Genomic DNA, 6,780 nt, shown 5'->3' with positions numbered 1-6,780 from the left:
TCTTAATTTATTGTAATATTTGTATTTTATTGTTATTATTTTATTAATTACATTATTTAGATTTTAAGGAGTTATTTTCATGAATACTATTTTACATAAAGATAATCAAAAAATTATAGGTTCTATAATAAAATTAGAAAGACTAAAACAAAATATAAGCCAAAAAACCTTAGCTAAAGGCATTTGTGTTCCCTCTTATTTAAGTCGTATAGAAAATGGTGAATTTCTGCCTAGTGATGATGTTATTTCTATAATTTTTGAAAAATTAGGAATTGAATATAATGATTCATCTGAATTTTTAGAAACTGGCTCAAAAACTCTTTCATTATTTTTTGACAAACTTTCCTTTAATGAATTTGATTTAACTACTTCTCTTTTTTCAGAACTTGAAAAAAATGAAAATGAATTTATTGCTTCTCCTTTAATTGTTGAATACTTTCTTGCAAAGCTTGCAAGATATTGCTCTACTCCTTCTCGTAAAAAATTTGAATCTTCAAGTTTATTTTTACTATCATCTTCTGATTTACTTTCTGAAAAACAAAAATCTTTATATAACTTTTATATGGGAGTAGACGTTTTAAGTTTATCTATAGACCCAAAGCCAGGAAAAGAGTATATAAAAAAATCTTTAAACTATCGTAAAACAGGTCATTGCTATTACTGGCTTTCTTATGCTTATATGTTAGAAAATAATGCAATAAAAGCCTATGATAGTATAAAACGTGCCTTAGAAATTTATCTTCAAGATGGTAATATTATAAGCATTATGAATTCTTATGAAAAAATAGCTGAAGTTCATTTTCTTTTAGATAATTATATAGATGCAATAAACTACTTAGAAAAATCCCTTAGAATTTCTACTACCCTTAACAACAAGCACTTTATAGAACATATTCATACCCTTCTTTCATGGTCTTATTATAAACTTAAAAATTATAATAAAGCTCTTGAATACTTAGATTTAAATACAGGCATTGCAGACCATAGACTTCTTATTCCTGATTCTATTCTTAAAGGGTTAATTTACTTTGAAACAAATGATAAAATAAATCTTCAAAATACTTTAAAAACTATAAAAAATCCTCAGACACTTGAACAGATGAGTTCTTCTCTTATAGATTTATTTACTGATTTCTTCACCTTATTTATAGATGATGAAAATTATTTAAAAACAAATAAATGCGAAAAATTACTTTTATCTCTTACAGATAAAACTACAAAATTTATTGAGCTAAAAAAAGTGATGACAAGCCTTTTAAAAGATTATTATATACAAAATAGACGTTATAAAGATGCTCTTAATTTGCTTTAACTTATAATAAAAATCACTAATAGGAATAATTACCTATTAGTGATTTTTTTAATGTAAAATTTTTATTCCATATCCTTTAAGTTCTACTTCTATACCTAATTTTTCAGACTCATTACTTAATAAATCCTGTACCCTTTTATTTTTTAAATAACTTGGAAGAATATATTTTTTATTATCTTCTGAATTATTTAAAAGAATAGTAATTTCACCTTTTTTATAAACTAAAACTTCATCACCCTTTTTAGCATGAATCCATTCCATTTCTCCTTTATTTAAATCACTATACTCTTTTCTTAAATGTATAAGTTTTTTAACAAAACTAAACATTTCATTATCCCTTTTCTCTTCTTTCCATACCATACATCTTCTATGAAACTCTTGTCCCATCCCCTGATTTCCTTCCATTCCAACCTCTGTTCCATAATATATACATGGTGTTCCTAAGTGTGTAAATAAGAAAGTTAAGGCTAATTTCATCTTATTTTTATTTCCCTTTGCAAAAGTTAAAAGTCTTGGAGTATCATGACTATCTAGTAAATTAAACATATTCTCCATTATTTGTTTTGGATAATTTACTGATATTTCATTTATAACATACTTAAACTTTTCTGCATCTATTTCATTAAAGATGAAATATTTTTTTATACCTTCATTTAAAGGATAGTTCATAACAGAATCAAATTGATCTCCCATTAACCATGGAAGTGCATTATGCCAAACTTCCCCAAGTATAAAGATTTCACTATTACTTTTTAAAGCTTCCCTTCTAAATCTTCTCCAAAATACATGGTCCACTTCATTACTGACATCTAGTCTCCAACCATCTATTTTCATTTCTTCTATCCAATATTTAGATACATTTATAAGGTGATTTATAACTTCCTCATTTTCTGTATTTAGTTTCGGCATTAATGGAACATTTCCAAAGGTTTCATACCTTAAATTTTTTCCATCTAACTTTTCTAAACTTTCCTCTACTACAGGGAATTTTTCTATATAAAACCAATCTTTATATTTTGATTTTTCTCCATTTTTAATTACATCTTGCCATTCATTAGAATAATATCCTACATGATTAAAAACAGCATCTAGCATAATTTTTATCCCTCTTTTATGTGCCTCTTCTACAAGTTCCTTAAAATCTTCCTTTGTGCCAAGTATCTCATCAATTTCCATATAATCAATAGTATCATATCTATGATTTGTAGTTGCTTTAAATATAGGACAAAAATATAGTCCATTTATTCCTAAATCACAAAGATAATCTAACTTTTCTATTATCCCCCTTAAGTTTCCCCCCATAAAATTTTCTGAAGTAGGTTCAGTTCCCCAAGGCATAATAGAATCTGAACTTATACTTTCACCACTTTTATTAAATCTATCTGGAAATATTTGATACCATATAGTTTTACTTACCCACTTAGGAATCTTAGGCACATCAATTTCATTTAAATATGGAAAACAATAAAAGTTACTAATTTTACTTAACTCATCTTCATTATCTTTATCCTTTAATTCAAATACTCCATTTTCTGAAAAAAGAATTTTTTCATTTTTACCTTCTAAAATAAATGCATATCTAGCTCTCTTCTTAGGTGGCTTAAACTCTACTATCCAATAATCAAAATACTCTGTTTCTACTTCCTTTTTCATTTCTATATTAGAAGCATGCCACTTATTTCCTGATGCATTTAAATTCCCACCATCACAGCCACCAGTCTCCCATACATACGGATCACCTATTCTTAAAGTAGCCTTAGCTACATCATTTCTCTTAGTTCTCAACCTTAGATGCAATGTTTCTTTATTATATCCATAAGAATAATTACTTTTAGGTAAATGATATAAAGCTTCTTTTGTTATAGTTTCATTTAAACTTTTTTGAATAGTTTTCAAATTTATCAAGCCCCTTTCCTTTTTAATTAAGTCTTAAAATATTTGCTGATATACCCTTTAAGGATAATATATTTCCCTCTAAACTTTCATTTTTAAATTCTAAATTTTTAATTATATACTTCCATTTTCCTTTTTGTATTTCTATTTTTCTACCTTCTTTATTTCCATTAAATACTACTAAAGTTTTTTCATTTTCATTTTGAATAATATAAGCTACTATTCCTTTTTCTTCTAATTCTAAAAACTTTATTTTTTCATTTATTTCTTTTGCTGAACTCATTCTAAATACTTTATTTTTCTTTCTAAGTTTTATTAAATCTTTATAATATCCAAATACCTCTTTGTACTTTTCTTTTCTATTCCAATCTAATTTATTTACTCTATCACTAGATTTATAGCTATTTTCTACAAAATTTCCCTCTTCATCACACTTAGTTCTTAAAAATTCTTCTCCTGCATGAATAAATGGAATTCCTTGCGATGTTAAAACTATTGTTGCTATAAGCTTATTCATGCTTATCTTTTCTTCCTTTGTATAATCTTTAGCTGAAATTTTTAATTTATCCCATAAAGTATAATTATCATGTGCTGAAGCATATGTTATAGTTTGATATGGTTCATTTGCCCAAAACTCTTCTGAATAAAGTACCTCCTCATAATTTACTCCTTGATGATTTGTAGCTCCTACAATTCCACATTTTATTGTCTCTTCAAATCCTTCACCACCATTTACAAATCCACACTTTTCTTCCTCAAAAACATCTCCTTTTACAGCATCTCTAATATCATCACTAAATGCTGCAATTTGAAGCTTTTCATACTTAATAGTATTCTTTTTTAATGCACTCTCTTCTTCTTTTAATGGAGTCTCTCCTCCTGTCCATCCTTCACCATATATAATTATAGATTTATCTATCTTATCTAATTCTCTTCTTATAAGTTTCATTGTCTCTATATCATGAACTCCCATAAGATCAAACCTAAATCCATCTACATGATATTCTTTTGCTAAATAAACTAAGGAATCTATCATAAATTTTCTAAACATACTTCTATCAGAGGCAGTTTCATTTCCACAAGCTGATCCATTTGAAAAATCACCATTTTCATCTTGTCTATAATAATACCCTGGAACAATTTTATTAAATAAAGAATCTTCCCCTTGATAAGTATGGTTATAAACTACATCCATTACTACTCTAAAGCCTTCCTTATGAAGACCATAAATCATTTCCTTGAACTCTTTTACTCTTACTTCACCATCAAAAGGATTAGTAGAATAAGAGCCCTCAGGACAATTATAATTTTCTGGGTCATATCCCCAGTTATATTGTTCTTTATCTAAGTTTTCTTCATCTACTGATTTATAATCAAATACTGGAAGTAAATGAATATGAGTAACCCCAAGTTCTTTTAGATGACTTAATCCTGTTTTTATACCATTTTTTGTTTTCGTATCCTTTTCTATTACACCTAAAAACTTTCCTTTATTTTTTATTCCTGAATCCTTATCTATAGAAAAATCTCTTACATGCATTTCATATATAATAGAATCTGTTATTTTTTCTAAACTAGGCTTTTTATCATTACTCCAATTTTCTGGATTAGTCTTTTTTAAATCAATAACCATACTATACTTTCCATTAGCAGTTACTGCTTTAGAATATGGATCTATTGTATAATTTATTTTATCTACTACCTCTACTTTAAATCTATAATAAATCTTATCTAAATCCCCCCACTTTTCTGCTACCCATACTCCATTTTCCTGTTCTACCATTTCTGCATCTTCTATCTTTAAAAATTCATTTTTTATTTTTGAATATAATTCTAAAGTTATATTTTTAGCCACTGGACTCCATAACCTAAATATAGTTTTCTCCTTATTATATATAGCTCCAAGTTCTAAATTTGAAGTATACTTTTCTTTAAACTCCTCAGAATTAAATATCTCACTCACTCTTTTCTTATCTAAATACATATTTTTTATCTCCATTTCTCTCTCTCCCTTTTAACCAATCTTTTATTTAAAGTTTTCTATTTTTCTTTTAAGCTTCTTGTAAACATCTTACAAAAGCTTTACTCTTCCACTTTCCTGATTTCCATCTTTTATAAATCAGAATTCCTCTAACCCATTCATCTACTGCAAAAGCAATCCACACTCCCACAAGACCAAGCTTTAAATACACACCTAAAACATACGCAAGTCCTACTGCAAAAATCCACATTGAAAATATAGCTATATATACAGGATATTTAACATCTCCAGTTGCTCTTATTCCATTTATTCCAACTAAATTCATTGCACGTCCTGGTTCTAATAAAACATCAACTGCAAGTAAAATTATTCCAAGACTTAATATCTCTTCATTACTTGTGAAAAATCCTAATATAGCTTTTCCTAAAACTACAAGAACAAGACTAGAAATAACAGTTATAATCATTGATATTTTTATACTATATTTATAAACTTCATAAGCTTTTTCTTCCTTTCCCTCTCCTATAAGTTGGCCAATTACTATACTAGCTCCTTGTCCTACAGCAGCTGAAAACATAAAGGATAGAAAAACTATATTATTTATATATCCTTTAGTTGCAATACTACTTATAGCCATAGTATTAATAAAACTAGTTATTATTAATTGAGTTATATTATAAGAAAATTGCTCACTTACAGTTGGAATTCCAATTTTCACAATATTTTTAAAATGTTCTTTTGAAAAATTCTTTATTATTTCTCTAGTTATTTTATGAAGAACTAACTTATAAACCTTATACCCTAGTATTATTAATGCCACTATTCTACTAAAAGTTGTAGCTATTGCTGCACCAGTTACACCAAGCTCTGGAAACCCAAACTTTCCAAATATAAGAAGATAATTTCCTATAATATTTATTCCATTCATTAATAAAGTTATTTTCATGCAAATTTTAGTTAACTCATGTGCTCTTAAAATAGCAGTAAATGTCATCATTATAGCTATAACAAAAGAAAAACCAACTATTATTTGCATATACCCATTTCCAAGAGTAATTAATTCTAATGGTGTATTTAATAAACGAAACAAACCTGTACTTCCACTGACTAAACAAATACTAAGAATTAAACCTAATAAAAAATTTAAACCAATAGATATTCCACAAATTTGAATTACATCCTCTTCAGACTTTTTAAACCCTAAATACTGTGTTAAAAGTATTGAAGTTCCTGCTGTTGTAATACAAAAAGCTAAATTGATCATCCAAACTATTTGATTAATTATTCCAACAACAGCCACAGCATTATCTGAATACTTACCAAGCATAAAAACATCAATACTACCTAATAAGGACATTAAAATCATTTCTACTAAAATAGGCCACGTTATCTTCTTTAATTTTTTCTTTAATTCTAAACTCACACTTTCCTCAACCCTTTTACTCTTTAATTTATTTTTGATTATATCATTACAAATTTTATATGTTTTTATATTATTTGTATTTTTTGTATATTTTTTATATAATATCTATAAGATTTAATTTTAGAGGAGACTTTTTATGACAGATACTTTTTTATTAAACGAATATCTACC

At 26.8% G+C, this 6,780-nt stretch carries 4 protein-coding genes; 1 reads left to right on the top strand and 3 read right to left on the bottom strand.

The genetic code is table 11. The features are described from left to right. The first annotated feature begins 79 nt into the window (after positions 1 to 79). On the top strand, positions 80 to 1,312 hold the full coding sequence (locus tag ACRDDY_RS13080) for a helix-turn-helix domain-containing protein (RefSeq protein ID WP_438565381.1): 1,233 nt from the start codon (positions 80 to 82) through the stop codon (positions 1,310 to 1,312). 48 nt (positions 1,313 to 1,360) lie between these two features. Here the strand turns inward: ACRDDY_RS13080 and ACRDDY_RS13075 are convergent, their stop codons facing one another. From ACRDDY_RS13075 to ACRDDY_RS13065, 3 genes are read right to left on the bottom strand one after another with little or no spacing between them, the layout of a single operon-like run. Next, positions 1,361 to 3,208 (bottom strand): glycoside hydrolase family 13 protein, encoded by a 1,848-nt coding sequence (locus ACRDDY_RS13075; RefSeq protein WP_438565380.1) that lies wholly within the window; start codon positions 3,206 to 3,208, stop codon positions 1,361 to 1,363. 22 nt (positions 3,209 to 3,230) lie between these two features. Continuing rightward, positions 3,231 to 5,204 (bottom strand): type I pullulanase, encoded by a 1,974-nt coding sequence (gene pulA, locus ACRDDY_RS13070; RefSeq protein ID WP_438565379.1) that lies wholly within the window; start codon positions 5,202 to 5,204, stop codon positions 3,231 to 3,233. 52 nt (positions 5,205 to 5,256) lie between these two features. Next, positions 5,257 to 6,609 (bottom strand): MATE family efflux transporter, encoded by a 1,353-nt coding sequence (locus tag ACRDDY_RS13065; RefSeq protein WP_438565378.1) that lies wholly within the window; start codon positions 6,607 to 6,609, stop codon positions 5,257 to 5,259. Positions 6,610 to 6,780 lie beyond the last annotated feature (171 nt).

This window comes from Clostridium sp., assembly GCF_051656525.1.
Lineage (GTDB): Bacteria > Bacillota > Clostridia > Clostridiales > Clostridiaceae > Clostridium.
Note: the sequence above shows the minus strand (reverse complement) of the source record. Positions and strands in the feature narration are given on the sequence as shown.